Raw genomic sequence first — 26,330 nt, 5'->3', positions numbered from 1 at the left:
TTTCAAGCGTCTTATGTTAAGTTATTTACAGGATGAATCCTATATCAACACTCAAGAATAATGTTTATTTGGATATAAAAAATTAGGGATAAGCCAATGAGTCAATTTCAGTTTCAAACCGTCAGCAATATTATTTCAGGCTTAGGCTCTATTTCCCAACTGAGAGAGGTCCTAGGCGACTTTCAAGCCAAACGTGTCATGCTTGTGACCGACCCCGGTATGTTGCAACAACAATTACATTTACCCATTTTGGATATTTTAGAAAGTATCCATCAAGACTATGTAATTTATTCCAGTATTCAAGCTGACCCTGCAGAACATATAGTTTTGGATGCAGTTCAATTTGCCAAGAATGAAAAAGTAGATTTGATTATTGGTTTTGGCGGTGGCAGTTCAATGGATGTGGCTAAAATTATCGCGATCTTGGCTCATCCTAAGCAAACACAACAGATCAGTGATTTATATGGTGTTGGTAATGCAAAACGACCACGCTTACCGCTCATTTTGATCCCGACAACGGCAGGGACCGGCTCTGAAGTCACACCAATCTCTATCGTCACTACAGGTGAAACCACCAAAACAGGTATCGTCTCCCCTGTACTGTATGCCGATGTCTGTATCCTCGATGCGAACTTTACATTAAATCTTCCCGCACACATTACCGCAGCAACCGGTATCGATGCCATGGTGCATGCCATTGAAGCCTATACATCAAAAATTAAAAAAAATCCGTATGCGGATATGCTTGCTAAACAAGCTTTGCGTTTATTAAATAAAAATTTAGCGCTGGTTTTACACGACGGACATAACCTCGAAGCGCGTCAGCACATGCTGGTCGGTTCAATGCTTGCAGGTCAGGCCTTTGCTAATGCACCAGTTGCAGCGGTGCATGCACTCGCCTATCCACTCGGTGGACACTTTCATCTCTCGCATGGTCATACCAATGCACTGGTTCTCGCTGAAGTGTTAAAGTTTAATGCACCTCAGGCCAAGCAGCATTATGCAGAACTTATGAGTTGGCTAGACCCATACAGTACGGGCTGTACCGATGGTTTATGTGATTTATTTATTGATCATATGCAAAATCATTTAGATCAGAGCGGTTTGGTGCTTAAACTCAGTCAACTCAATGTGCCTGAAAATATGCTCGATCGTTTAGCAGAAGATGCGCTATTACAAACACGACTATTACAAAATAATCCGCGAGAACTGCAGTTTGAAGACGCTCGCCAGATTTACCAATCAATTTATGCCTAAAGTTCACTCATTTTGAAATAAAGAAAATACGAACGATGAAACCTGAAACTAAACGCCGCCAAAACTATCGTTTTTTATTTCCAATCCAAACGCGTTGGGCAGACAACGATATGTATGGCCATGTCAATAATGTCACTTATTACAGCTATTTTGATACCGCTGCAAATGCGCTATTGATTCAACATGCCGGTTTTGATTTGCGAAATACCCCGATCATTGGTTTAGTGGTCGATTCAGCCTGCAGCTTTTTACAAGAGCTGTCCTATCCAGAAATCATTGAAGTTGGGGTTGCGATTGAAAAAATTGGTAATTCTTCACTGCGCTATGACTTGGCTATTTTTAAACAAGGACAAAATGAGGCTGCAGCCCAAGGACATTTCGTGCATGTGTTTGTTGACCGCCAAACGCGAAAAAGCACCTCGATACCCGATGATATGCGAGATGCTTTAACTCAATTTTTACTTTAATTTTTATATCTAGCTTAAAATTTATTTAAGCTGGATATTTTGCAACTCACCATCAAAGCTTTTGAGTAAGTCTTTCACAACAGGCTCTGCATGTAATAACTCATTTGCACGTGCAAAGGCCTTTTCCTTGCGGACATGTTGTAAAGCATACGGTGTGGTTTCTTCGACATCTTCAAAGTTGATATGGAAACGACATTTTGACCATTGCGCATGAATGGCTTGTTCCAATACATGCTGCAATTGAGTCACTAAAGCTTCGTATCGCTTTGGAATATGGAAAGTCGATTCACCGTCAATCGTACCGCGCATAATGCCATGCTGCGCCAACTCTTGTACCGCAGGTGAAAGTTGACTATTTCGGAACCAATACTCCCACTTTTCGACCGTCCACTCACCTTCAAGGGTTTGAGGCTGTAAAGTCAAAATATCTCGTGGCATCAAGGTAGAAGATGAACCCGTTTGAACAGCATCCGAAGAAATGGAACTTTGCGTAACTTGTGGTGATGCTAGATCAAAACCATTGTCGCCTTGAGCACCCGAAACTGATTCATTCACCACATGTTGTGGTTCAATGGCATTTATCAAATGTGGCTGAGCTGTTTCAGGCTCTACACGTTTTGACTCTAAAGCTGTTGGTTCTAAAGGTGCAATATCTTCAAAATTTATAGCGCTCACATCAACTTCTTCAGTTTCAGTACTCGGCGTCGGATCTAAATCAAATAATGTATCTTCTGCCACGGCATCCATAACAAGCGTGTCATTTTGCTGTGTCGATACAGACTCAACCGGTGCAACCTCTTGCGTATCTAGAGTGCCATTTGCTGTAGATGCTGTAGAAGTTTGGCTTATTGCGTCTTCTTCAGGATCATCTAAAAAATCATCAGATGAAGGTTCATCGACTGCAGGTGCAGAAACATAGCCATCATCGTCATCATAATGTGAATCATCAAAATCATCGAAAGCTGGCGATGTGTCTACAGCGGGTACAGCTTCAGGCTGCTCAACAGTGGCAACCTGTGCAGCAGACTCAACAACGGTATTGGGTTGCTGCAAAGACTGTGTTTGAGTCGGCTGAACTGTTTCGGCCTGATTTTGAGCGAGCTGTGGCTGTGCGGCTGACTCTTGCTGTACGGCAGAGACCAACATTTCGTTTGGCTGTAATGGTCGGAATGCTAATAGACGCAGCACACACATCTCAAAACCTTGCTCTTGCGTGACTGCCAACTGCAAGTCTGCCCGACCTTTGCATGCGACTTGATAATACAACTGCAAATCTTGAGCTGAAATCAACTGCGACAATTGCATAATTTTTTGATTGATCTCAGCGCTATATTTCAACGCTAAGTCTGGCAAGTATTGTAATAATGCCAGTTCATGTAACGTTGAAATCAACTGATCTAATACCAGCGAAACATCCAGCGCTTGTTGACGGAATTGCATGAGTAAAGCACTCACGCATTCACGCTGATTTTGATGAATGGCTAAAATCAAATCATAAATGATCGTACGGTCAATTAGGCCCAACATGTCTTTAACATCTTGGTGCTGAATTGAACCCTGACCATAGGCAATCGCTTGATCAGTTAGTGACAATGCATCACGCAGTGAACCTTGAGCCGATTCAGCAATTTGCCAAATCGCATCTTGCTCCGCTTGAATTTGTTCTTTTTGTAAGATATCTGTCAAATGCGATGTGATTTCATCCACCGCTAAAGGACGCAAAGTAAATTGCAAGCAACGTGAAATGACAGTAATCGGTATTTTTTGTGGATCTGTAGTTGCAAATAAGAATTTCACATGCTCTGGCGGTTCTTCTAGAGTCTTTAATAACGCGTTAAATGAATGCGTAGAGAGCATATGCACTTCATCGATCAGATAAACCTTGAAGCGACCTTGGGTTGGTGCATAAGGAACGTTGTCGAGAAGCTCTCGGGTATCTTCAACTTTGGTCCGTGATGCCGCATCGATTTCAATTAAATCAATAAAACGGCCTTCATTTACTGCTTTACACGTTGGGCAGACTTCACACGGCGTTGATGTTACACCCGTTTCACAGTTCAGACATTTTGCCAAAATACGGGCAATGGTGGTTTTACCCACGCCACGAGTACCTGTAAATAAATACGCATGATGTAACCGACCACGTTCTAAGGCACTGGTAAGTGCGCGTGACACATGGTTTTGTCCCACGAGTTCAATGAAATTTCGTGGACGGTATTTTCGTGCAAGTACTTGATACATGTATGCTCCTTTTTACAGGTGTAAGCATACTGTTTTTTTGTCTAAGAGTGAATGAAGTTCTTAGTCAGTGGAACTAATTCGATCAATATCTTCGAATTTAACGACTTTAATATTTGATTTATTTTCTGAATCATTAAACAAGATTACATTACCTTGAAAACTGTCCAGAACATACCATTTATTTACGTCTTTGATTTTCAATGTAGCTACAGGCGACTTCTTTATATCATTTAATTTTAACTGTGCAGAAAAACAGGTAGCAAATATGGCAAGAATGGTTAACACCAAAAATTTAAGTGGTTTATCTCTGCGCACTTCATCATCGGTAAAAATATTGAGAGTTATACCAATTAGAACAGCACCCCATAGCATTGAAGTTTGACCAATAAAGTTATTTACATAGAGCGTAATTAGCCCACTAACACATACAATAATGACAAATATAGCTTGTAGCAGCTTATGCTTTTTTAAAAACTGTTCGATTTTTTCTTTCAGCTCTGCTTCCGTAATATGATTAGAAACTAAAATTTTCTTTTTAGGCTTACTTTTGCAATATTGTTTAAATAAAAATTTATAGAAATCTAATAGAACACCAACTACGGCTATGACTGAACAACTTAAGACTAATACCTTAATAATTTCAAAAATATAAAATGATGGAGATAAAACAGACATTATCCATATAGCATCTAAAGAGTAATAGAAAAATGCATTCGAAATAACAGAAATTGTGAGGGCTGCTATGGATAAAATTCCAAATAACTCCGTAATTGATAATTCTTTTTTTATCATTATTTATAAAAATTAGACTATAAAGTGGTTTTTTATCATGACTGACAAACTACGTAAAGAAAGAACGATTTAATTATAATTAAGTCTCTGCCCGCTTAAGCAAAAAATCACTCTGCATTTGATAGCGTTTCGCCGTTTGGTCTTCACGAATTTCAAGTAATTGCTGATCCAAATCAACATACAAAAGATTACGCGTTTGCACATTCATAAGTTCTAGCTGCTGCTTTGATTCATCTTTAAAACGAATTACACCTTTTAGCACTTCTACTTCGTTATGACCACTTAGACTTTCACGAGTGAGTGTATAGGTTTGGTCTTCATGTAGCTCTATAGCCACAGCCATACCGGGACAATCTTCACAACGAGAAAGACAGCCCATACACGGCGTTGTACCTTTAAAATCACCCACCCATGCAGCTTGCTGTTTTTCAGCAGTAATCGCTTCTATCTCTTTTACTTTCGTTTGAGTTGAATCCTGACAACCCAACATTGCCGATGTTGCTACTAAGGGAATCAAAACAGCTTTTTTCATAGGGATATCACAGCAGTCTAAAACTGCGAGGGAAAATAGCATATTTTTCACATTTCCCCAATTTCTGTTCTATTCCGAAGTATCTTAAATCCAGCCTTTACGCCCTTTTAATACTTTATCTGCACAGCGTAAGGTTTCTTGAGTTAGGCCCCATAAGCGATAATCGCCGGTGATTGAACCCGTCGCAAAGTTATGTGTATAAGCAAAACTTAAATCACGCTGCGGATCACACCAAGCCCCAGAACCATTAAAACCAATATGTCCAAAACCTTGACTCGATTTGCCTAAAGTTAAAATTCGATGATATCCCAAACGCCAATTCATCGGTAAAGGCATAATACGATCACGCTTTTTATATTGAATTTTACTTAAAGATTCAAAAACTTGTGGTGTGATTAAGGTCTGTCCTTGCCACTGACCATGATTGGCTAGCATTGCATAGATTTTCGCTAAACTATTGGCACTAAATACGCCTGTTGCCGCAGGAATAATGGCTTGCAAACCCTCATCACTAAAAAATGAAAACTTGCGCATTCCTTTTGGAATCATACCATCTTGAAAGTCTTGCAAATTTTGTCCCGAAAGTTGCAGAAGCTGATCAAAGATTGATGGTTTTCGTGTCTCTGTCTTTTTTTTCGTTGTCTGCACTTGGGTATTCTCTTGTACAGTTGTATCTACAGCACGTTCTAATTTTTTCTTTTTCGGAATCAAGCGGGCAACCTCACTGAGTTGATGCTCTGGTACACCAAAAAAAGCATGATCCAACTCTAAAGGTTCAACCAAATACTGTTGCATCAATTCTGTAAGCGGTCGACCTGTAGCGTTTTCAAGTACACCACCGACTTGCCAACCAAAGGTTAACGGTTGATATGCTGCATCAGTTAATGGCTCAAAACGTGGCTTAGCTTGTGCGATGACTTTAAGCATATGTGGCCAATCAGCCATTTCAGATGCTGTTTCGATGATATTACGGATATCGTATAAACCACTCTGATGACTCAGCATGTGCCTTAATGTGATATCCGACTTACCATTTTGAGCAAACTCCGGCCAATATGTTGCAACGGGAGTATCGTAATCAAGAAAGCCTTCGCTCACTAAAATATGTGCTAGCGTTGCAAGTACGCCTTTACCCGTGGAATAACAGACTGAGGGTGTATTGGCCTGCCAAGCTTCTTCGGCTGACTTTTTACCAGTCCAAATATCCACGACTTTTTGACCTTTAAAATACACCACTAAGGCGGCTCCGCCTAAGTGGGTTCGAGCATCCTGCATACGGCTAAATTGCGCCGCCAAATCTTGAAACGCCTCGTCAACCGTACCTTGATAATTATTCTTCTGTGCAAATAGATATTCTTTGAGCGCCTGCATCATCATTCCTTTGAATATGAATCGCTTGAGATTAAAACAAAAAAGCCTAAACCGATATCGATTTAGGCTTAAGTCTTACAGTGCTTTCACACTTCCCGCGACATGCGGTTTTTTGTTTTTGCTATTTCGAATTGCAAACTCGGTATCTTGTCCAGTTTGAGCCGTTAAAAACTCAACTTGTGATGGGAGATACATCGGCAGTTTAAACCAGACATCTGCTTCATAGGCATCTGGCAAAGTTAAGCTCGACAAGGCTTTGGCTTTACTCCACATACCATGTGCAATGGCTTGTTTAAAACCAAACGCTTTAGCGGTTACAGCATGAATATGAATCAAGTTAAAGTCACCAGAAGTCAACGCATAACGGCGACCGGTATTTTCAGAAACATTCCATTCAGCTTGAACTTGCAACTCTGCTGGCTTTGTTTCGGTAGATTTTGCCGCAGCTTTGTTCTCTGTTTTTTGACGTGCTAAATACGTGGTTAATGATTCTACAACCACTTCATCGCCCACTTTTGCAGTGGTAATAAAGTCAAATTGCACGCCTTTATCATGTGGCTGTAATTCACCAAATTTGCATGACAATGACAGTGTTTCATTCACACCAACTTTGCGATATTGCTTCACTTGGTTACGAATATGTACCAAACCTAAGATCGCAAATGGAAAAGCTTCCGTAGTCATCATATGCATTTGCAAACTTTGAGAAAGCACAGCCAAATAAATCGCTGGGATATAACCATTGTTTTTAAAGCCACAGACTTCGTTATAAGCTTTTAAATGTTTTTGATCGACCTTAAATGAATCCACCACATATTCAACTTGCGGTAGCACTTTTTCAGCTTTAGGCTTTTTAAAAATCAAGCCTTGAATCACTTTTGGATAGGCTAAATAAGGTTTTGGAAGTTGACTAAAATGGCGAGTATTCATACTAAACCTTTGGAAGTTTTTATTTCAATGTTTTAAAAGCATCTTCTCTTGCGCCATATATGGCTCGAGGAGAAGGCTGGAATGAGGGCTAGCCCCATTCCATTTATAGCAATTATTTACCTCTCCCTAACCATATCCTTAAAGGAGAGGGAATTTTAAGAGGAAATTATTAAGCCCCTAACAAGCTTTGACCACACACACGTACCACGTTACCGTTCAAGCCAGTCGACGCAGTTGAAGCAAACATCGCAATCGTTTCTGCAACATCTACAGGTAAACCACCTTGACTCATCGAGTTCATACGACGACCTGCTTCACGGATTGCAAATGGAATCGCAGCAGTCATTTGCGTTTCAATAAAGCCTGGAGCAACAGCATTAATGGTTACGCCATTTTTCAATAATGGAGCAGTAAATTTAACCACACCAATCACACCAGCTTTAGAAGCAGCATAGTTGGTTTGACCTAAGTTACCTGCAATACCTGAAATAGAAGACACGCAAACAATACGACCATTTGCATTGAAGCCATCATTTTCAAGAAGGTAATCATTTACACGCTCAATCGCAGACAAGTTAATGTTAATCACCAAGTCCCAAAGCTCTGGCTTCATATTGGCCAAAGTTTTGTCACGGGTAATTCCGGCATTGTGCACGATGATATCCAAACCACCTTGAGCAGCTGCAGCCGCTTTGATTTTTTCACCTGCATCGCTTGCAGTAATATCAATCGCGAGCGTAGAACCGCCAATTTCACCTGCAACACGGTCAAGGTCTGCTTGCTGCTGTGGAACGTCTAAACAAATCACATGCGCGCCATCACGTGACAATACATGTGCAATTGCTTCACCAATACCACGGCTTGCACCTGTTACTACAGCTGTTTTGCCTGCAAGCGGTTTATTCCAGTCAACATCCACAACATCTGCTTTAGATACACGAATCACTTGACCCGATACATATGCTGAACGTGGTGAAATCACAAAACGTAATGCAGATTCTAAGTTTGCTTCAGCACCTTCGTCTACATAGACTAACTGTGCAGCAATCCCTTTTTTAAACTCTTTACCCACTGATTTTACAAAACCTTCTAATGCACGTTGTGCAATGGCTTGTTTCACAGTTTTCGCAGTCTCTGGTGTTGTACCAACAACGACAACGCGACCAGACGCCTGAATTTGACGTGCGATTGGGTTAAAAAAGGCATATAAGGCATGCAATTGTTCTGAGTTTTGAATACCTGAAGCATCAAACACCACAACTTTAAACTTAGACTCTTTATCGCCTTCGTTGAATGCGCTTAAGTTTAGACCTGATTTTGCCGCAGCTTGTTGTAATTCAGCATTATTGCCTGCATAGCTATTGGCATGAATATTTGCCAAGACTTGTGCAATAGCACCAGATAATGTTGAAGCAGGCGCTGCACCGAATAAAACCGCACCTTTAACTACAGGTGTTGCAGACTCAAAACGCTCTAAAAAAGTCGGTGATGGTAAACCTAAATTTTTGATGACAAATTTACCAATAGGAGATTTTGCAAATGTTTGGTATTGATCAGTCATATTTATTATCTCTCATACAGATTAATTTTTGATGGATCTGAAGATATCCCTTTAACTTCAAGATGATGTCAGATACTTATATTTCAATAGTTCCATCAGTTTCCATGGAATCATACTTGAGTTAAACCGCAGATGGCTTGACCTGAATGCTTTAGCGAATGTCATTTTAGTCAATTTACCCCTTTGGTGAATATGCTAATGTAACCGTCAAGAAGATCATCAACATGCTTGGAAAAGCCTTATGAGCAAAACAACTCAAGAAAATCCAGCAGTCGAAAGTCCGACTACGGAAACTGTGTCAAATACATCAAAGAGTACGCCACGTACCGCTAAAAGTACGGGCACAGCAACCAAGTCTACAAGTGATGCCGCTAAAACAAGCCTTCCTCGTCGTGCATCTACACGTACTAAGACACCCGCTTCAAACCCTAAAACAGCTTCAAAATCAACAACTCAAACGTCTGTTCAACAGGATAATACCATGAGTCAAAACACAGTTCGCCGCGTTGCTATTATCGGTGGTAATCGTATTCCTTTCGCTCGTTCTAACGGCGCTTACTTCACTGCATCAAACAGCGATATGTTCACAGCTGCATTAAATGGTCTTGTTGAACGCTTCAACCTTCAAGGTCAACGCCTTGGTGAAGTTGTTGCTGGTGCCGTGTTAAAACATAGTCGTGACTTTAACATGACCCGTGAGTGTGTACTCAATACTGAACTTGCTCCTGAAACACCTGCTTACGATATTCAACAAGCATGTGGTACAGGTTTACAAGCAGCTTTCTTGGTTGCTAATAAAATCGCATTGGGTCAAATCGAAGTGGGTGTTGCTGGTGGTGTAGATACAACCTCTGATGCACCGATCGCTTTTGGTGATGGTTTACGTAAAGCTTTACTTGAATTGAACATTGCAAAAACGGGTAAAGACCGCCTAAAAGCATTAACTAAAATTAATGTTAAAGATTTGATGGATGCACCGAAGAACGGTGAACCACGTACAGGTCTTTCTATGGGTGACCATCAAGCCATTACGACACTTGAATGGGGTATCTCTCGTGAAGCGCAAGATGAACTTGCTGCATCTTCACATCAAAAAATGGCAGCTGCATATGAAGAAGGTTTCTTCGATGACCTGATTACGCCATTCCTTGGTTTAGAGCGTGACAACAATTTACGTGCAGACTCATCAGTAGAAAAACTAGCGAAGTTAAAACCAGCATTTGGTAAAGGCGATGCACGTACCATGACAGCGGGTAACTCGACTCCACTAACTGATGGTGCATCATGTGTCCTTCTTGCCTCTGAAGAATGGGCGAAAGCAAACGGTCACGAAGTGCTTGCTTATTTAACCTTCCAAGAAACAGCGGCGGTTGACTTTGTAGAGAAAAAAGAAGGCTTATTGATGGCGCCTGCGTATGCAGTGCCTCGTATGCTTGAACGTGCAGGTATTACGCTACAAGATTTCGATTACTATGAAATTCATGAAGCATTTGCTTCTCAAGTATTATCTACACTAAAAGCATGGGAAGATCCTAAATTCTGTAAAGAACGTTTAGGCTTAGATGCCCCATTGGGTTCAATTGATCGTTCTAAATTGAACGTGAAAGGTTCATCTCTTGCTGCAGGTCACCCATTTGCTGCAACTGGCGGTCGTATTATTGCGACTGCTGCAAAATTGCTGAACCAAAAAGGTTCAGGTCGCGTTCTTGTTTCGATCTGTGCTGCAGGTGGTCAAGGTGTGACAGCAATTATTGAAAAATAATTAATCTGCACTATAAAAAACCGCTCATATGAGCGGTTTTTTTTATACCTATACATGGCTTTGTTGCACAAAGATTTGAAATACAAAGCCCCCTAATTGAGCCAAATTTAAGGCGTAACTTGGGTAAGTGGTCGACCTAATTCCGTAAATCTGTTGAGGACTGCTACACGTGCATGAATTTCATTGACTTGGCTATCAAATTTTCTTGCACTGAGTTTATCCCCCAATAATTTGATGCAATGCATCTTAGTTTCGACCAAACTTCGGCAATGATAGCCGGACCATTTTTTCCATAATGTCCTGCCTGAGAAGCACTGCTTCGCAAGATTAACAGTACGAAGTAATTCATTTCGCGCTAGCGAGCTGATCTTTGTATCTTTCCATGGTTTCGCATTTTTTCTAGGTGGAATCACCGCATGCGCTTGCCGATCTACAATGACCTGACGGCATTGCTTGGTGTCATAAGCTCCATCGGTATAAACAGAGTCAATCTGCTCATCTTGTGGAATCTGATCGAGTAAATCACCAAGCACTTGTGAATCACTCACATTATTTGTAGTGAGTTGAATGGCGCGTATTTGAAGGGTTTCAGCATCTATACCAATATGAAGTTTACGCCATTGGCGACGATATTTAGGTCCATGTTTCTTCCTTTTCCATTCACCTTCACCTAAAAAATTTAGACCGGTAGAGTCTACCAGCAAGTTAAGCCCACCACTGCTTTTTTGATAATTAATCGCAATATCAATATGTTTTTGTCTTCTGCAAAGCGTACTGTAATCTGGTGCGGTCCAATTTAATCCACAAAGTTTAATCAGACTTTGCACAAAGCCAGTGACCATACCTAAAGATAGACGGAATAAGGATTTAATCATTAAGCAGCATTGGATAGCTGCGTCGGAGTAGGTTTGATTTCGCCCTTGTTTGCCTTTTGATGGAGCATACCATTGCGTAGCAGGATCAAACCAAATGGCAATATTTCCGCGACTCATGAGTGCTCGGTTATATGCGGGCCAATTGGTTGTGCGGTAGATTTTGTGTGTAGGCTTCTTCATTTGAAAATTATATCGCTGAAAAAGCCTTTACAGATAGGTTTGTGCAACAAAGCCTATATATTGTTATTTTTAATTTTTTGCACTATTTTAATGCAAAAAAGGCCTGTACTTAGCAATACAGGCCAATGTGATTTTCTTATTGAAATTTAACGATATTGTGGTTGGTAACCTAGGTACGCTTCGATCTGGTCATAGCACCATTGGAAAATAAATGTGTAGACTAAAATACACATGGTCATACTAAAATCGAGCAAAATCGCCTGCCATAAGGTCATATGCATGGCATAAGCCACCATTGGGATGGTTGCAAGCATTAAACCGCCCTCAAATCCAATTGCATGTAAAACACGTACACCAAAGGTTCTTTTTAACTTTCTTTTTGCTTCAAATTTTTCAAAATAATGATTAAAAATCATGTTCCAAATCACAGAAGTGACCGCCATCGCAATACCGAGCGTACCTGTCACCTCCATCGGAACTTTAAAAATAAAACTTAGTGCAATAGCAATGATCACCAATAGGATGATCTCATAGCTTAGCGCATGAATAATCCTTCTCTTGGAAATCGTCATTTTGAAACACTCTATTATTTGTAAAAAACACATTTTATTTTTATATTATTGATTAATCGAGTCAGGTTCTTTCAATATTATTGAAAGGTTGTATTTCTTTATTTTTTGAATGCACATGAATATTAATCAAGAACAACTGATGATTTTTAAAACAGTCATGGAAACAGGATCATTTTCCGCAGCTGCCAGACAACTCGGCAAAGTACCTTCGGCGGTCAGTATGTCCATTGCAAATTTCGAAATTGATCTCAACCTTAAACTGTTTGAGCGCGTTGGTCGTGAACCTGTGCCCACCGCTCAAGCGCTAAACCTGTATGAAAAAACTGAACAATTATTGATAGAAATTAATCAGTGGAAACAGCATGCAATTGCGCTGAGTCATGGTTTAGAGTCTTCACTGAATATCGTGGTGGTATCAGAGCTACTACATACGCAGTGGACCAACTATATCTCTTTGCTAGAAACTCATTTTCCATCTTTGCAAATCAATATTTTTTCTGCGCCTCAAGAAGATGCCCAAAAGATGTTATTACAGGGTCAAGCGCAGCTTGCTCTAATGTTTGAACGTGAACAGCTTGAGAGTTATGAACAATTTGTCGAATTGAAGCGTGAAGCATTGGTTCCTGTTGCTGCGACAAAACATGCCCTGTCGAAATTTAAGCAAGTCAGTTTTGAGCAAATTTTGCAAAGCCGGCAAATCGTGGTTGCAAGTCGTGATAAAAGCATCAAACCAGAGTTGTTATTTTCCAAACACAGTTGGCGTACAGATAACCACCACTCAGCCTGTTCTATGATTATTCAAGGTTTGGGTTGGGGTGTGCTTCCATTAGAGATGTTTAATGAAAATCCGACGCTCAAAGATCAACTCAAAATCTTAAGCTTTCAAGATTTCACACCCAAATTTGAATATTTCGTCGACTTGGTCTGGAACCGTGAAAAACCACTCGGCTCGGCTGCTCATTTTTTGATTAATCACATCCGAAATTCACGAAAAACTACGATTTAGACCACCTAATTAGGCGTTTTTTGGTTGGGTTCTAAACAGATTGTGTTATAAAAGTATGTACACCAAGAACATTAAGAACTAGATTTCAAATGACTCAAAATGCGTTAAACCAATTAAAAAGCCTAACAACGATTGTTGCTGACAGCAGTGATTTAGCTGCGATTAATACATTCCGTCCATTGGATGCGACCACAAATCCATCTTTAATTACAGCAGCGGCAAATCAACCTGAAAATAAAGAACTGATTGAAAGTGCTTTTGAACAAGCGCGTAAAGAAGGTTATCAAAATGATGAGCTGGTTGAGCGCACCATCGATATTCTTACGGTCAAATTTGGTGTAGAAATTTTAAAATTGATCGAAGGACGTGTCTCTACAGAAGTCGATGCAGCCTTGTCTTATGATACTGATGCCACCATTGCAAAAGCTAAAGAGTTATTGGCTTTATATGCACAGTATGGTATCGATCAAAATCGTATCTTAATTAAAATTGCCTCAACGTGGGAAGGCATTCAAGCCGCTAAAGCCCTTGAAGCTGAAGGCATTCACTGTAATCTGACTCTGTTGTTTGGTTTGCATCAAGCTCAAGCCTGCGCAGATGCTCAAGTCACGCTGATTTCGCCATTTGTCGGCCGTATTTTAGATTGGTACAAAAAAGCTGAAAATGTGGATAGCTACCCGATTGAGAAAGATCCAGGCGTGTTATCAGTTAAGCAGATTTACCACTACTATAAACAACATGACATCAAAACTGAAATTATGGGTGCTAGCTTCCGTAGTATTGATCAAGTGCTCGGCTTAGCAGGATGTGATTTATTGACAGTTTCACCAAATTTATTGGCAGAACTGGAAAAAGATCAGCGTACCGTTGAAGTGCAACTGTCTAATCATCATGCACATGCACACTGTCAACACGATGTACAAGTGCTCGACAAGCAAACTTTCAAAGCTGAAGTTGAAAAAGACTTAATGTCTTTCCAACTATTACAAGGCGGTATTGATGGCTTTATTAAAGCCCGTGAGCAATTAAGTAGCTTACTGCGTCAAACTTTTGGCTTAGATGCTGAAATAAAAGCATAAATTAGAAATTTTCAGTTTCATCTAGAACCGAAGTTGTATACTACAGCTTCGGTTTTTTATTTGAGTGTCTTCAGTGTTTGGAATCACAGACTTAACGACCTTTATTATTGGTACGATATTAATTGTGATTTTACCCGGGCCAAATTCACTTTATGTCATGTCTGTTGCTTCTCGCTATGGCATTAAGGTCGGCTATTTAGGCGCTTTTGGCGTTTATACTGGCGATTTAATCTTAATCTTACTCACTGCTCTCGGTGCTGCATCCTTACTTCATGCCTTCCCTTGGTTATTCTTATTATTAAAAATTGTCGGTGCGCTGTATTTAAGTTATTTAGGTATCAAACTTTTCAAGGCTGCCTACCAAACATGGAATGCCGTTCAAACGCCAGAACAACTCGACACCAAACAACTGAGTTTGAATGAATTGAAACCGTTTAAGACTGCATTAACCATCAGTATTTTAAACCCGAAAGCCATTCTTTTTTACTTATCGTTCTTTGTACAATTCGTCGATCCTGCATATCCATATCCTGCGATTACTTTCACCGCACTCGCGATCGTGCTGCAAATTATCAGTATGAGCTATTTAACGATTTTGATCTTTTCGGGTGCAAAACTGGCTACCTATTTTGGCCATCGCTATAAATTTACGGCATGCTGTGTCGCAGCTGTTGGTCTTCTATTTTGTGGATTTGGTCTAAAGCTTGCGACATCTACCATGTAACCGACATGGGCAAAGTATTTCTGTTTTTTACTTAGAAAAACTAAATCCCTTTAATGTTATGAATGGTTTAAACATCCACAATGTGGGTTGTCGATTCGTTCTATTAAAGTGTCATTTGTGAATAAATAAAGTATTTCCATAATATCTCGATGAGCACTTTTACTGTACAGGACTTGAGCGTATCATCCTGAAAAATGTCATCTTAAATCTGCGCCAACAATACTCATAGCTCGATCATTATGCAAAAACTACTCCAAGACTTTTCCATTCCAGCTGCTTTTGCAGGTTTTATTACGTTCTTTGTCGGGATCAGCGTCTCGGCTGTTTTGGTGATCCAATCTGCACAACTGCTCGGTGCCAACACCGCAGAAATAACCTCTTGGTTTTGGGCTCTAGGTTTGGGTATCGGCTTATGCGGGCTGATTCTGTCTTGGAAATTTAAATATCCCGTTGCGACTTCTTGGTCCACTGCAGGACTGGCACTGATTTTAGCGACTGCAAATGGTTACAACATGAATGCAGCCCTAGGTGCTTTCTTAGTCTGTGGCTTATTGACAGCAGTACTTGGATTTTTAGGCATTTTTGAAAAAATACTGCGCTATATCCCGCAAAGTCTAACCAGTGCGATGTTGGCGGGCGTACTCCTTAAATTTGGTATTGAGCTATTTGTCAGTTTACAAAATGAATGGGCATTCGTTCTTGGTTTACTCGCGGCTTATGTCCTCAGTAAACGACTGTTACCACGTTATAGCATTGTCATTACGGTGATTATTGGCATCATGCTTTGCCCATTGTTACTTGGCTTTCAATTACCTGCACTTAATTTAGAACTCGCACAGCCGGTTTGGGTCACACCTGAATTTTCGATCTCAGCAATACTGGGTTTGGCACTACCACTCTTTGTAATCAATATGGCCTCTCAGTATTTACCAGGTTTAGCCATGATTAAAAGTTATGGTTATCAACCCCATGTTAATCAACTGATTGGTTGGACTAGTACAGCCCAAACGCTACTCGCGCCATTTGGATGTTTTAGTGTCAATATTGCTGCGATTAGTGCCGCCATCAGTCTAGATGACCAAGCCCACCCCGATGAGAAAAAGCGCTATATCGCAGGTATGACCTGTGGCTTCTTTTATATTTTGATGGGCCTGTTTGCAGCCACTTTGGTGAGTTTCTTAACCGCTTTCCCATTGGTGTTTATTACCGCTTTAGCAGGCATTGCCTTACTCGGCACCATTGGACACAACATCGTCATTGCTTTCCAAGAAGCGAGTGAACGTGACGCTGCTCTACTCACCTTCTTATTTAGTGCATCGGGCGTACAATTTTTTGGTATTGGTTCCGCGTTTTGGGGTTTGGTCTTTGGTTTAGTCGTACATGCTATTTTCAAATATAAGAGAAATTAAGCCCTCAGTTAAATAATTTGCTTCAAATAAAAGAATGATACGCGGTAACGTCATCCGCAAGTGTTTGAGATAGGACTATTTCTAATCAAAAATGTTTTTGCGATACTTTGAATAATTAGACACTAGTGAACAAGTTTTGCGGTGAGGAGCAATGCTCCGCAAGATGGCTTCCTTACGAAGCACGCTTCTCATTTTACCTAAACAAAAGCACCTCCAACCGAAGGCTAATCCCTTTATTTAATCCCTAGATGTAAGCCTCCGTCGAATAGACTTAAAAATCATTTTAAAAATGCGTAATTACTTTTACGTGTGTAACATCAGTTATTTAATCTATTTCGCTCGATACGTTCGGGCGATCAGTTCTTGTTTTAATAATTGGGTTTCACTTTCATCTTCCACTTCTGTAAAAGCGGTGAGCCAAATACCATCAGCTGCATAACGTACAATTTTGAGTTCTATATCCGAATCGGTCTGATGATGACGCTCTAAGCGTGTGTTCATCCATTCGATCCAATATTCATTAAAAGTTTTATCGGTCAGCATGGTCATCGAAATCGCGGACCATGACTGTTGCAAACCCATGATTTGTTTTTCTAAGGTAATTTCAATATAGGCACGGGTAAAACGACCGTATGGCTCAGGGTCTTCCTCAATTAAACGATCAACGACCTCGTCTAATTGAGCCAAAAGCATCACAATCATGGACTCTAAGAGCTTTTGCTTATTTGAAAAATGATGAAATACACCACCTTTTGTAACCCCAACTAAATCCGCAACGGCTTGAATCGACACCCCATTAACACCTTTATCAGCAGCAAGACGGATTGCATGCTGCAAAATACTTTGGCGTATCAGTTGAGGCTCTTTCTTGCGCTGATGCGGATTATCCATATTAATGTCCAGCTGAAGTTGAAAACAGGTTGATCACGACCACACCTGAAACAATCAGGCCTATCCCTAACATGGCTGGGAGGTCTAAACTTTGACGAAAGATAAAGTAGCCAATTAGTGCGGTTAAAACAATACCAACGCCTGCCCAAATGGCATAAGCAATACCAAGTGGTATGACTTTAATCACCTGAGACAATAAATAAAATGCCAAACAGAATAAAACTGCGACAGCCAATGAAGGCGCAAGTTTGGTAAAGCCTTCTGACTTCACCAAAAATGTCGAACCAATGACTTCTGAGATAATCGCCAATGACAGTAAGCCATAAGCTAAAGTGACCGAATTCATTAATCATTCCAAAATAAACATACCAACTGGTAGGTATGTTATTGAGTTAGAGAGTATTCTGCAAGCCTTTTAAGTCTGTTTTTAATTTTTGACGGTCTGTGTGTGTTGTTGCAAAAATTCTAAAGTACGATCAAAGGTCTGTTGGCTGGCCTTTTTACTCATCATAAATTGATATTCATGTACCAAAAATTCTTTCGAATCTGGATAAAATACCGCTGTCACAGGTACATTATTTGCCTTCAATTTTTCTACAAAAGGCTCAGATTGCGTTTTGGTTAAAAAATCTTTATTACCACCGCTGATAAATACTGGCGGATAATTTTCATTAATATTTGAGGCTGTTGAAATACGCGTTAAAAACTCGACATCATCTTTTTTGTCTCCGGTATAGGCCTGAACCAAGTTATAGACGCCCCACTCGATCAGTCCAATCTCGTCGGGTGCAGTATTTACAAAGCTGTTTAAATCATAAATACCACAATGTAAAATCAGCCCTTTAAGCTGTGAAGGCTTTAATACAGGTTGAATCTTTGACGCTTGCGCAAAATCTGGATTCGTAACCAAGGCGGCATAATGACTGGCCATATTTGCACCTGCAGAATCCCCTGCCAAATACATATTTTGCGAATCAATGCCATATTGTGCCGCATGTAGATTCAAAAACGTCAGTGCTGCATCTATTTGGTTGAGCTGTGCAGGATAAATGGCTTCAGGTGCAAACTGATATTGAACCGAAACCACATTATAGCCTTGGGCTGCGAGCCGTTTAAAATATCCCCCTGCATGTTCTTTTGAGCCAGAGACCCAACCGCCCCCGTGAATCCAAACAATCGTTGGTCTTGGTGCAATCGCCATACTTGTTTCAGGTTGATAGATATCCAAGTTTAAATTTGGATTTTGTAGATATTGAATATTTGACTGCACAATAACATTGTCAGGAGCATGTAGGTTGATGAAGGTCTTTTGAACTTGTGTCGATAAATTAAAAGCACCTGCAATCACTTTGGTACTACTTTGCGTGTTTTGACAACCAGACAAATGCAACACTGAACACATGCTAAGTACAACCAACCCTGCTTTATATGACATATCAAACTATCCAATCGCATCAATTCTGTTATAAATCTTAGATTTAAAATTGTATATAGTTTAGGCTTATTTTCATAAAGTTCAAATTGATCTTTTAAGCTCAAAATCCGAGAAAATTAGTCGATTTTATTTTAATATTTTTTGAGCAAAGTCCGAGTTTTTTGCTCAGATTTATTTGACGATTTATCGACATTAATTTATGTAATTTTATGAATTTACAATATTTTTTAGATTAATAAATTGAACCATGCACGACAATGTGTTATCAATAATCTATAGGGTTTAAAAGCAAAATTACAGGAGATTGTTCCATGTCATATCAAAACATTTTAGTACCTGTCGATGGTTCAGAAATCTCGTTTTCTGCAGTTAAAAAAGCTGCAATTATTGCCAAGGCATTTAACAGCCAACTCACTTTAATCAGCCTTGTTGCTGAAGACCCATTTACCGATGCAGACTTCTATTATTCTTCATCAATCATGAAAGAATATTTCGTACAAGCTTATGCAAATGCAGAATCTGCATTGAAAGAAGCTGTGCAAATTACAACTGAAGTGGGTGTAGAAGCACAAAGTAAGATTATTAAAGGCCAAGTTTCTGCTGAAGGTGTAGTAGAAGCAGCCAATGAAGTCAAAGCTGATTTGATCGTGATGGGTTCGCATGGTCGCAAAGGCTTTAAGAAAATGCTGCTCGGCAGCTTCGCACAAGATGTACTCAGTAATACTGAATTACCTGTGTTGGTTGTAAAAGCTTAAGATGACTAAGCCCACATCATGTGGGCTTTTTTCTATTCAGCACACCCTTCACCCATAGGCTTACCCTTTTGTCTAATTCATACAATATCGTGAATAGAGCAAGATTAGATTGATAACATTTAAAATATTAAGGAAGCAGATATGAGTCAATATCAACAAATTTTAGTCCCTGTGGATGAATCTCCAATTTCATATTCTGCTGTTGAACATGCGCTCAGCTTGGCTAAAAGTCAAAATGCACAAGTGACCATTGTTAGTGTTGTTGCTGTGGATCCATTCGTTGGTGTCGATTTCTACGCTGTTGCACCTGCAATCACTGAATATTTTATGCAAGCTGAAAAAAGTGCTCAGCTGCGTTTAGAAGATATCAAACAAACCTTTGTACGTGATGGTATCGAAGTTAAAACTCGTTTGATTCATGGTGTATCGCCAACTGAAGGGATTTTACAAGTGGCTGATGAAATCTCTGCGGATTTAATCATCATGGGTTCACATGGACGCACAGGTTTGAAAAAAGCCATGCTAGGCAGCGTGGCACAAAATATTTTAACGCAGTGCCCAATTCCTGTTTTGATCATCAAGCAATAAACTAAGATTCAAAAAAAGCCCTTCATTGAGGGCTTTTCTTCTTTTAGATCAATTAAACACGTTATTTAAATACACAATTCGTTCTGTAGTTTTCTGATTAAAACATTTGGTATATTGCAACTCTTGATTTTGCGTATTCATCGCATCATCCCAGTATTGCGAATGCTTTTGATAAGTCTCTTTTTCACTTTCATTTAATGAATAAACACTTTTTTGTGCAAGCACTTTACAGTCGATATCACGCTTTTCAAACCAGTCTGCTTGATCTTGCTGTAACTGCGCCTTTTGTTCATCACTAAAACGATCCCATGTCTGATTGAGACGATCTACTACTTTTGCATTATCCTGATCTAGCTCTTTCTTACGAATATCCATTGCCTTTTGTGCAAGGCTCATTTGTTGAGATTGACTCTCCATCCCTTGCTGATAGGATTCTTCATCTCGCTTATTTTGAGCACTATATGCCGCATATAGCACCGCATGACGTGTCACTGTTACAACGCTATCAATTACGTCATTTTGACTTGGGACACTTAAACTTAAACCATCTTTGTCCGTTTTAGTGATGCTATAGCTAAAGTTCCCTTTAAGCTGATCATTGTCCATGCTTAAGCCTGACTCACCATCTTCGAGTGAATCATTCAAAGTATAATTACCACGTTCTTCACAGCCTTCGTCACATGGTCGTTCAGCAAAGGCGTTTTCAGCACGCTTTTGTAATCCTTTCGGGAAAACCACCAACAATTGACTGCTACATTCCAATGTTTTGGCTTTATTAGGGTCTTCAGTTAAAGTCGTGACATTTTGAATGTTAAATTTTAGATTTTTTACAATCAGATCCATGAGTTGCTGATCGGCTTCATAATCGGACTGACGTATTTCTTTGTTTAATTCTTTGAGATATTCGTTTTTTAAATGATCTTGCAATTGGTCGATATTGGCTTGTGCAGTACAACTCCAATCTTCCAAAGCAGGCGCTTCCGTTTTGGCCTCAGCATCTTTTTTATTTTTAAAATTATCACAGCCGGATATCAATGCCGCAGACAACATGAGGCTCGTGATGACTATTTTTTTCATTGTATAATTACCATTATGATTTTATTCTTCGCGCGTATTTTACTCAAAACTACAGCGCTTTGACGAGAAAAATCCCCGCATGTGCAGGGATTTTTTATATATCATCTCATTTAGTACGGTTTTAATTGGCCTTTTCAGTCACGCCTTCATTGGTAACATCTCGTACTTTACCATTCTCGGTATTTAAAACTTCAAACTCAATACGACGGTTTTTGAATTGACCTTCTTTGGTGCTGTTTTCTGCTACCGGTTTTTCTTGACCATAACCCACCGCTTGAAGCTGTGCAGGATCAACGCCTTTCGACACCAAATAATCCACCACAGCTTGTGCACGCTCTTGCGATAAAGCTTTATTCGCTTCCGCATTACCCACAGCGTCGGTATGACCTTGTACAGTCAGATGTACTTCTGTAGCGCGCTGCAGCAATGCTGCCGCCTGATCCAAAATCGATTTATTTACGTCAGGAATATCAGATGAACCTGTCGCAAAATTAATAATTTGTAAGTTCAGCGCAGTCGCAACATCTAGCGCACGAACTTGTTCAGGGTTAATGCTCGCTAATGCTTTTTGTGCATCAGTAATACTGTTATCTACTGCTGTTTGTTCGCTCACGCCTTCTTGAACCAATACCGTCATATTTTTTGCTAAAGGCTTAATTTGATTGGCAAGGTTTTGAGCATCCGCAGGATTTTGCGACAAAATCGATAACTGATTTTCAGTCCAGGTTAAAGTGGTATTTGGTACACCTTTAAGTTTTTGCAGAATCGTTGGAATGGTATCTTGATCAATAAATTGCGTATGGTAACTGGCATCAGATGAAGCACCACAACCCGTATTAAAGTTAAAGATCTGTTTGACTTGTTGCTGCAAAATTTCAAGATAATTTGAATCACCAGTTTGAATTTGACAGTTGGTTAACTGCCCATCTGTACCGGTGCTAAATTGCAAATGTGCTGGCTGAGATGCAGCAGGCTGTGCAACTGTTGTTGCAGAGGTGGTTGGTTCTTCTTTATTAGTACAAGACTTAAACCAAAATGCGAGCAGACCTAATAATATAAGCAGTGCAATAATCGGCAATAACCAATTCGAACGTTTTTCTTCAACGATAACAGGTGTTGGTTCAACAACAGGCGCTTGGTGTAACGTACGGCCAGCTGCAGTGTTTACCCCTAAACCTGCGAGTAAAGGCACTGCCCATTGTGGTAGTGCCGCCAAAATGCTATCTGCATGATTATCAAGTAAATGCGTGATTGCGACGGGATCAGATGAACCCGCTTCATTTTCAAGTGCCCCTAAAGTTGGAGCTATAGAGTGGTTTAAGGTTTGCTCTATTTCTGACGTTGGGGCCGTACCGCCACCGAGATGTTGCAAAAATTGATCTTTTAATGTGGGATTTGCCGAAAATATATCACTAATACGAGGGTTTAACTGTTTTTGAAAGGCATCAATAAATTCAGGTTTGGATCGAAAAATATTTAACAGGAATGGAATAAATTGGCTAATGGCTGAATTTTTTTCAGTTAAATATTGTGTATCACCGTCCAGCACAATCGAGGAGACGTGCTGCTTAATCAGCGCTAATAAGTCTATATTCATATTTGTACTCCATGCAGTTGTCATTATTTTCATGTGTACTTTAGTTTATATGCTTATTTTTTGATCAAATGTAATAATTTGTTCGGACTTGTCAAGATTTTCAACTCTTCTTCTATTTGCGATCTATTCGCTTTAATTATTATAAAAAAAAGCCAGCCGAAGCTGACTTTTTAATGTCTTATTAAAATACTAAGACTCAATATCTTTCCATGTCGAGCTTCAGCTTAAACGGCATAAAAAGCTTGAAGCACTTTGCCTTTGACTGTGTGCTGAATTAATGGTGTGTTCTTACCATTTGACACAATCGTGTCTTTATTAATGGTCCACTCAAGTTCTGGATCAACAAGCACCCAACCCGCTTCATCTGCCCAACGTTGTTGCATATTGGCTACTTTAGCAGGTGCGAGTGTGACTTTCTCAACCCATTCCAGTGGGCTTAATAGGCCTTCTTGAATCAGTTGAATACCAAAAGGCACATAAGTATCAAATGCGGTAAAACCGGGCTGTGTTTCAGCAAATGGCGCCATTTTCGCAGAGCTGCTCAGCGGCTCATGATGTGTACAAATCGCGTCAATCACACCGTCTTTTACCGCTTGTCTGAGCAAGTCTTTATCTTGCTCAGAACGCAGCGGCGGACGCACATGCGCAAGTGAATTAAAGCCGTCGATCAACTGATCAGTTAAATGCAATTGGTGCATGGCTACATCGCAAGTCACCGGTAAGCCTTTCGCTTTAGCATGTTTAATTAATTCGACAGATGCGCCTGATGACAACAGACCAAAGTGCGCACGCACTTTAGTAGCTTCAATCATCAATAAATATTTTGCAATGGCTACGGTTTCCGCCAATGCAGGGATCATTGGCAAACCTTGACGAGATGCGACAAAGCCTTCATGCACACAACCATCTTTGGCAATCTGCGGTTCTTCGGCATAGAACACAACGGTCATGTTCAGACCAGCTGCATATTCCAAAGTACGAATCACCACATCATCGTCCATAAATGGCGCATTGGCATTCGATACTGCTGTACAACCGCCTTTTTTCAAACCTGCCATATTCGCCGGCTGCTTGCCTAACAAGCCTTGAGTTTGCGCGCCAATCACCTGCAGATAAATGCCACCATCAATCATGGCTTTTTCCACCAGGCCATGAATCAATGCGCCATTGTCCTGCACAATCGGTTTTGAGTCAGGCGGGGTAAACACATGCAAAATACCATTCGCACGTGCAGCCTTACCTTCTGACTTTAAAGTGCCATGCTGTTGCTGACCCGGCTCTCGTAAACGCGCGCAAAGGTCAACCATACTTGGCATCAGCCATTTGCCTTGACCATCAATGGTTTCAGCGGCATTGCTTTCGGCAACCAATCGGCCATTTTCAATATAAACCGTCTGTACGCTGTCAGTTTGATTGATTGGATCTAAGACACGTACATTTTCAACTTTAACAATACTCATGACTATCCCTTAAACCGCAATCGCTTCAATTAAACCTTTTTCTTGCAACTGACCTTGCATTGCCAAAGCCAGTACTGCCATACGTACCGCAATACCATTGGTTACCTGATGTAAAATCACTGACTGAGCACCATCAGCAATACTCGAATCAATTTCAACACCACGGTTCATCGGTCCCGGATGCATCACAATGCAGTCAGGCTTTGCCAATGCCAAGCGTTCTTTATTCAAACCGTACATTTTGTAGAATTCAGCTTGAGATGACAGCGCAGGAGAATCAATACGTTCATTTTGAATACGCAAAGTAATAATCACATCGCAGTCTTGAATACCGGCTTCCATGTTGTTGAACAGACGAACGCCTTCGCCATAGTCATCAAAACCGTAAGGCAGCAAAGTATTTGGCGCAATCACACGAATATCTTTACAGCCTAATGTTTGCAATGCAGCGACATCTGAGCGGGCAACTCGAGAATGCTTAATATCACCAATAATGGCAATGGAAATGTCTTCAAAATTCTTTTTGGTTTCGCGGCGAATCGTCAACATATCCAACATGGCTTGCGTAGGATGAGCATGACGGCCATCACCTGCATTGATGATTGCCACATGCGGACAAACATCTTTGGCAATAAAGTGCGGCGCGCCTGACGATGAATGACGAACCACAAAAATGTCGGTCGCCATCGCTTCTAAATTCCACAAGGTATCACGCAGTGTCTCGCCTTTTGATGTACTTGAACGTGCAATATCAATGTTCAATACGTTTGCAGACAGACGTTTTGCTGCCGCTTCAAAAGTGGTACGGGTACGTGTTGAATTTTCAAAAAACAGGTTCATTACCGTACGACCTTCTAAAAGGTTGTTGGTAATCAGCTGATTTTGGTCATTAAAAAAGGACTGTGCAGTGTCCAATATTTTTGTGAGAGTTTCTTTAGAAAGGCCTTCGATGGTGAGGAAATGTTTTAAGTTACCATCTTGGTTGAGTTGAATCTGGCTCGGTGTATGCAATGCCGCCAAGTGCATGAGAGATTCCTTATCGTTAAGTTAACGCATTATACAGAGAATCTTGGCAAATGGCAGTTGAAGTTTTCAACGTTCAATGCAAACGCATGATGTTATTCAAAATGAATTTTCAAATTCCTATCTATCATTTCAATTAGATAAATTAAACGGTTTAAATTAAACTTCACCTTTCCCCTTTCAAAAAACCTTCAAACAGGACTTCCATCCGTCCTTATTTTTGATTGAATTGAATACTTTCAAACAGATAAAGTTCAGCTATGAACAACCGCCTTCTGCACAGTTCAACAGCTCTTGAAACATGGAAAGATGGTTGATACTTCAGGCTGTGCGCAGCAAGAAAAATATACCTACTGCTCACAGCAGGATTGAATTAACGCAATGCGCCGATATAACGATGTGCAACCTGCGCTTTATAAATATCTTCCGCAGTCGGTTCGCTCATTAAAATTTCTGCCGTTTCAGGCTGTACTGAACTGTCCGTCAGTTCCTCTGCTTCAGAAACGGCAGCTTCATGCAAATTCAACTCGCTGTAAAGCCGCGCAACCAAACGAGATAATTCAGGATCAGCCGTTGCCAAAGCCAAGTTAGAAACAAAGCGTGCATATTCGACATTTTCAACCACATATAATGCGTCAATAACCCGTCCTGACACACGACGTAAGCGCGCGTAGATTAAAGTGGCGATTGAAAATGCGTTTGATTGACTATTGATTGCCAGCCCTGTCATAAATACCCCTAATGAT

At 40.3% G+C, this 26,330-nt stretch carries 25 protein-coding genes; 9 read left to right on the top strand and 16 right to left on the bottom strand.

Annotated features, from left to right (window positions below; all coding sequences use genetic code 11):
• Positions 1-96: 96 nt before the first annotated feature.
• Both FTU22_RS06385 and FTU22_RS06380 read left to right on the top strand, forming a co-directional pair.
• Positions 97-1,257 carry an iron-containing alcohol dehydrogenase gene (locus FTU22_RS06385; protein ID WP_180093558.1) on the top strand — a complete coding sequence of 387 codons (1,161 nt, stop codon included), beginning with the start codon at positions 97-99 and terminating at the stop codon, positions 1,255-1,257.
• A 35-nt stretch (positions 1,258-1,292) separates the two neighbouring features.
• Positions 1,293-1,724: a thioesterase family protein gene (locus FTU22_RS06380; protein WP_180093557.1), complete on the top strand. Its 432-nt coding sequence runs from the start codon at positions 1,293-1,295 to the stop codon at positions 1,722-1,724.
• 21 nt (positions 1,725-1,745) lie between these two features.
• Here FTU22_RS06380 and dnaX read toward each other — a convergent pair whose 3' ends face one another.
• From dnaX to FTU22_RS06350, 6 genes are all read right to left on the bottom strand, one after another.
• Positions 1,746-3,965 (bottom strand): DNA polymerase III subunit gamma/tau, encoded by a 2,220-nt coding sequence (gene dnaX, locus FTU22_RS06375; protein WP_180093556.1) that lies wholly within the window; start codon positions 3,963-3,965, stop codon positions 1,746-1,748.
• Between the two features lie 60 nt (positions 3,966-4,025).
• On the bottom strand, positions 4,026-4,757 hold the full coding sequence (locus FTU22_RS06370) for a hypothetical protein (protein WP_180010374.1): 732 nt from the start codon (positions 4,755-4,757) through the stop codon (positions 4,026-4,028).
• A 79-nt stretch (positions 4,758-4,836) separates the two neighbouring features.
• Complete coding sequence (locus tag FTU22_RS06365; RefSeq protein WP_180093554.1) at positions 4,837-5,289, bottom strand: copper resistance protein NlpE N-terminal domain-containing protein; 453 nt, start codon at positions 5,287-5,289, stop codon at positions 4,837-4,839.
• An 84-nt stretch (positions 5,290-5,373) separates the two neighbouring features.
• Positions 5,374-6,660: a serine hydrolase gene (locus FTU22_RS06360; RefSeq protein WP_180093553.1), complete on the bottom strand. Its 1,287-nt coding sequence runs from the start codon at positions 6,658-6,660 to the stop codon at positions 5,374-5,376.
• A gap of 75 nt (positions 6,661-6,735) precedes the next feature.
• A complete protein-coding gene (locus FTU22_RS06355; RefSeq protein WP_180093552.1) occupies positions 6,736-7,590 on the bottom strand; it encodes a MaoC/PaaZ C-terminal domain-containing protein in 855 nt (284 codons plus the stop codon).
• Between the two features lie 169 nt (positions 7,591-7,759).
• Positions 7,760-9,151, bottom strand: a complete 1,392-nt coding sequence (locus FTU22_RS06350; RefSeq protein WP_180007894.1) for a 3-oxoacyl-ACP reductase — start codon at positions 9,149-9,151, stop codon at positions 7,760-7,762.
• Positions 9,152-9,392: 241 nt separating this feature from the next.
• On the opposite strand from FTU22_RS06350, the gene FTU22_RS06345 reads away from it, so the two are divergent.
• Positions 9,393-10,913, top strand: coding sequence for an acetyl-CoA C-acetyltransferase (locus FTU22_RS06345; protein ID WP_180093551.1), 1,521 nt, complete (start codon positions 9,393-9,395; stop codon positions 10,911-10,913).
• Positions 10,914-11,020: 107 nt separating this feature from the next.
• On the opposite strand, the gene FTU22_RS06340 is transcribed toward FTU22_RS06345, so the two are convergent.
• On the bottom strand, positions 11,021-11,968 hold the full coding sequence (locus FTU22_RS06340) for an IS5 family transposase (protein ID WP_180093550.1): 948 nt from the start codon (positions 11,966-11,968) through the stop codon (positions 11,021-11,023).
• 146 nt (positions 11,969-12,114) lie between these two features.
• Complete coding sequence (gene aceI, locus FTU22_RS06335) at positions 12,115-12,540, bottom strand: chlorhexidine efflux PACE transporter AceI (RefSeq protein ID WP_078191799.1); 426 nt, start codon at positions 12,538-12,540, stop codon at positions 12,115-12,117.
• A gap of 115 nt (positions 12,541-12,655) precedes the next feature.
• Between aceI and FTU22_RS06330 the strand changes: the two genes are divergently transcribed.
• From FTU22_RS06330 to FTU22_RS06315, 4 genes are all read left to right on the top strand, one after another.
• Complete coding sequence (locus FTU22_RS06330; RefSeq protein WP_180093549.1) at positions 12,656-13,546, top strand: LysR family transcriptional regulator; 891 nt, start codon at positions 12,656-12,658, stop codon at positions 13,544-13,546.
• Between the two features lie 89 nt (positions 13,547-13,635).
• Positions 13,636-14,625, top strand: coding sequence for a transaldolase (gene tal / locus FTU22_RS06325; RefSeq protein WP_078191801.1), 990 nt, complete (start codon positions 13,636-13,638; stop codon positions 14,623-14,625).
• A 73-nt stretch (positions 14,626-14,698) separates the two neighbouring features.
• A complete protein-coding gene (gene leuE, locus FTU22_RS06320) occupies positions 14,699-15,349 on the top strand; it encodes a leucine efflux protein LeuE (protein WP_180093548.1) in 651 nt (216 codons plus the stop codon).
• Positions 15,350-15,588: 239 nt separating this feature from the next.
• Positions 15,589-16,758, top strand: a complete 1,170-nt coding sequence (locus FTU22_RS06315) for a benzoate/H(+) symporter BenE family transporter (protein ID WP_180093547.1) — start codon at positions 15,589-15,591, stop codon at positions 16,756-16,758.
• 330 nt (positions 16,759-17,088) lie between these two features.
• Here FTU22_RS06315 and FTU22_RS06310 read toward each other — a convergent pair whose 3' ends face one another.
• From FTU22_RS06310 to FTU22_RS06300, 3 genes are all read right to left on the bottom strand, one after another.
• A complete protein-coding gene (locus FTU22_RS06310; protein WP_180093545.1) occupies positions 17,089-17,649 on the bottom strand; it encodes a TetR/AcrR family transcriptional regulator in 561 nt (186 codons plus the stop codon).
• A gap of 1 nt (position 17,650) precedes the next feature.
• Positions 17,651-17,995 carry an SMR family transporter gene (locus FTU22_RS06305; RefSeq protein ID WP_078188613.1) on the bottom strand — a complete coding sequence of 115 codons (345 nt, stop codon included), beginning with the start codon at positions 17,993-17,995 and terminating at the stop codon, positions 17,651-17,653.
• An 81-nt stretch (positions 17,996-18,076) separates the two neighbouring features.
• On the bottom strand, positions 18,077-19,084 hold the full coding sequence (locus FTU22_RS06300; protein ID WP_180093543.1) for an alpha/beta hydrolase: 1,008 nt from the start codon (positions 19,082-19,084) through the stop codon (positions 18,077-18,079).
• 311 nt (positions 19,085-19,395) lie between these two features.
• Here FTU22_RS06300 and FTU22_RS06295 point away from each other — a divergent pair, with 311 nt between their 5' ends.
• Together FTU22_RS06295 and FTU22_RS06290 are read left to right on the top strand one after the other, a co-directional pair.
• Positions 19,396-19,839 (top strand): universal stress protein, encoded by a 444-nt coding sequence (locus FTU22_RS06295; RefSeq protein ID WP_078191806.1) that lies wholly within the window; start codon positions 19,396-19,398, stop codon positions 19,837-19,839.
• Between the two features lie 141 nt (positions 19,840-19,980).
• Positions 19,981-20,427, top strand: a complete 447-nt coding sequence (locus FTU22_RS06290) for a universal stress protein (RefSeq protein ID WP_078188616.1) — start codon at positions 19,981-19,983, stop codon at positions 20,425-20,427.
• A gap of 48 nt (positions 20,428-20,475) precedes the next feature.
• On the opposite strand, the gene FTU22_RS06285 is transcribed toward FTU22_RS06290, so the two are convergent.
• The 5 genes from FTU22_RS06285 to FTU22_RS06265 form a co-directional block, all read right to left on the bottom strand.
• Positions 20,476-21,504, bottom strand: coding sequence for a DUF1311 domain-containing protein (locus FTU22_RS06285; protein WP_180093541.1), 1,029 nt, complete (start codon positions 21,502-21,504; stop codon positions 20,476-20,478).
• A 121-nt stretch (positions 21,505-21,625) separates the two neighbouring features.
• On the bottom strand, positions 21,626-23,101 hold the full coding sequence (locus FTU22_RS06280) for an OmpA family protein (protein WP_180093539.1): 1,476 nt from the start codon (positions 23,099-23,101) through the stop codon (positions 21,626-21,628).
• A gap of 224 nt (positions 23,102-23,325) precedes the next feature.
• Entirely contained in the window at positions 23,326-24,561 is a 1,236-nt protein-coding gene (locus FTU22_RS06275) for a dihydroorotase (protein WP_180084800.1), read from the bottom strand.
• Positions 24,562-24,570: 9 nt separating this feature from the next.
• Positions 24,571-25,587: an aspartate carbamoyltransferase catalytic subunit gene (locus tag FTU22_RS06270; RefSeq protein ID WP_180093537.1), complete on the bottom strand. Its 1,017-nt coding sequence runs from the start codon at positions 25,585-25,587 to the stop codon at positions 24,571-24,573.
• A gap of 370 nt (positions 25,588-25,957) precedes the next feature.
• Positions 25,958-26,314, bottom strand: coding sequence for a hypothetical protein (locus FTU22_RS06265; RefSeq protein WP_168377769.1), 357 nt, complete (start codon positions 26,312-26,314; stop codon positions 25,958-25,960).
• Between the last annotated feature and the right edge of the window lie 16 nt (positions 26,315-26,330).

The organism is Acinetobacter sp. YH12076, assembly GCF_013419525.1.
Classification (GTDB): Bacteria; Pseudomonadota; Gammaproteobacteria; order Pseudomonadales; family Moraxellaceae; genus Acinetobacter; species Acinetobacter amyesii.
Note: the sequence above shows the minus strand (reverse complement) of the source record. Positions and strands in the feature narration are given on the sequence as shown.

Coding starts and splice junctions, on each gene's coding strand:
- aceI (WP_078191799.1), bottom strand. CDS start 12,540: ATGACGATTTCCAAGAGAAGGATTATTCATGCGCTAAGCTATGAGATC.
- FTU22_RS06330 (WP_180093549.1), top strand. CDS start 12,656: ATGAATATTAATCAAGAACAACTGATGATTTTTAAAACAGTCATGGAA.
- FTU22_RS06340 (WP_180093550.1), bottom strand. CDS start 11,968: ATGAAGAAGCCTACACACAAAATCTACCGCACAACCAATTGGCCCGCA.
- FTU22_RS06290 (WP_078188616.1), top strand. CDS start 19,981: ATGAGTCAATATCAACAAATTTTAGTCCCTGTGGATGAATCTCCAATT.
- FTU22_RS06295 (WP_078191806.1), top strand. CDS start 19,396: ATGTCATATCAAAACATTTTAGTACCTGTCGATGGTTCAGAAATCTCG.
- FTU22_RS06285 (WP_180093541.1), bottom strand. CDS start 21,504: ATGAAAAAAATAGTCATCACGAGCCTCATGTTGTCTGCGGCATTGATA.
- FTU22_RS06365 (WP_180093554.1), bottom strand. CDS start 5,289: ATGAAAAAAGCTGTTTTGATTCCCTTAGTAGCAACATCGGCAATGTTG.
- FTU22_RS06275 (WP_180084800.1), bottom strand. CDS start 24,561: ATGAGTATTGTTAAAGTTGAAAATGTACGTGTCTTAGATCCAATCAAT.
- FTU22_RS06350 (WP_180007894.1), bottom strand. CDS start 9,151: ATGACTGATCAATACCAAACATTTGCAAAATCTCCTATTGGTAAATTT.
- FTU22_RS06355 (WP_180093552.1), bottom strand. CDS start 7,590: ATGAATACTCGCCATTTTAGTCAACTTCCAAAACCTTATTTAGCCTAT.
- FTU22_RS06370 (WP_180010374.1), bottom strand. CDS start 4,757: ATGATAAAAAAAGAATTATCAATTACGGAGTTATTTGGAATTTTATCC.
- FTU22_RS06300 (WP_180093543.1), bottom strand. CDS start 19,084: ATGTCATATAAAGCAGGGTTGGTTGTACTTAGCATGTGTTCAGTGTTG.
- FTU22_RS06310 (WP_180093545.1), bottom strand. CDS start 17,649: ATGGATAATCCGCATCAGCGCAAGAAAGAGCCTCAACTGATACGCCAA.
- FTU22_RS06345 (WP_180093551.1), top strand. CDS start 9,393: ATGAGCAAAACAACTCAAGAAAATCCAGCAGTCGAAAGTCCGACTACG.
- tal (WP_078191801.1), top strand. CDS start 13,636: ATGACTCAAAATGCGTTAAACCAATTAAAAAGCCTAACAACGATTGTT.
- FTU22_RS06385 (WP_180093558.1), top strand. CDS start 97: ATGAGTCAATTTCAGTTTCAAACCGTCAGCAATATTATTTCAGGCTTA.
- dnaX (WP_180093556.1), bottom strand. CDS start 3,965: ATGTATCAAGTACTTGCACGAAAATACCGTCCACGAAATTTCATTGAA.
- FTU22_RS06265 (WP_168377769.1), bottom strand. CDS start 26,314: ATGACAGGGCTGGCAATCAATAGTCAATCAAACGCATTTTCAATCGCC.
- FTU22_RS06270 (WP_180093537.1), bottom strand. CDS start 25,587: ATGCACTTGGCGGCATTGCATACACCGAGCCAGATTCAACTCAACCAA.
- FTU22_RS06380 (WP_180093557.1), top strand. CDS start 1,293: ATGAAACCTGAAACTAAACGCCGCCAAAACTATCGTTTTTTATTTCCA.
- FTU22_RS06305 (WP_078188613.1), bottom strand. CDS start 17,995: ATGAATTCGGTCACTTTAGCTTATGGCTTACTGTCATTGGCGATTATC.
- FTU22_RS06315 (WP_180093547.1), top strand. CDS start 15,589: ATGCAAAAACTACTCCAAGACTTTTCCATTCCAGCTGCTTTTGCAGGT.
- FTU22_RS06360 (WP_180093553.1), bottom strand. CDS start 6,660: ATGCAGGCGCTCAAAGAATATCTATTTGCACAGAAGAATAATTATCAA.
- FTU22_RS06280 (WP_180093539.1), bottom strand. CDS start 23,101: ATGAATATAGACTTATTAGCGCTGATTAAGCAGCACGTCTCCTCGATT.